The organism is Halopseudomonas sp. 4NH20-0008 (genome assembly GCF_057548395.1).
Genome location: NZ_BAAJMD010000043.1, coordinates 1 through 644 on the forward strand (window position 1 = coordinate 1; position 644 = coordinate 644).

Here is a 644-nt window from a genome sequence, read left to right on the forward strand (position 1 = left end):
ACGCCACGGGCGGTGACATTGCGGAAGGTGACGTGGTCACTATGGTGATCAACGGTACTGAATACGACACCACAGTGGATGCTGACGGCAACTGGACAGTTGATGTGGCCGGTAGCGATCTGGCTGCGGATACTGAATTCGATGTAGTGGTCAGCTCCAGTGATGCCGCAGGCAACACTGTTGAAAGCACGGGTGCTTCGACCCACACCGTTGACCTGGTTGCACAGGCTGGGACTGTCACCGTGAATAACATCACGGCGGATGACGTGATCAATGCGACTGAAGCGGGCCAAACCATCGCCGTAAATGGCACCGCCACAGGTGGCGATATCAGTGAAGGTGACACCGTCACCATGGTGATCAACGGTACTGAGTACGACACCACAGTGGATGCGGATGGTAACTGGACGGTGGATGTCGCCGGTTCAGGCCTTGCTGCTGATACCGAATTCGATGTAGTTGTTACTTCTAGCGATGCTTCAGGCAACACAGTAGAAAGCACGGGTGCTTCGACCCACACCGTTGACCTGGCAGCTCAGGCTGGCACGGTTACTGTCGATAACATCACCGCTGATGACGTGATTAACGCCACTGAAGCAGGCCAAACCATCGCCGTAACTGGTACCGCCACGGGCGGTGAAATC

The 644-nt window shown here is 55.7% G+C and carries 1 protein-coding gene; it reads left to right on the forward strand.

All coding sequences use genetic code 11. The features are described from left to right. The coding region (locus AC27HQ_RS16940) for an Ig-like domain-containing protein (RefSeq protein ID WP_487157371.1) at positions 1-644 on the forward strand (644 nt) is incomplete at both ends.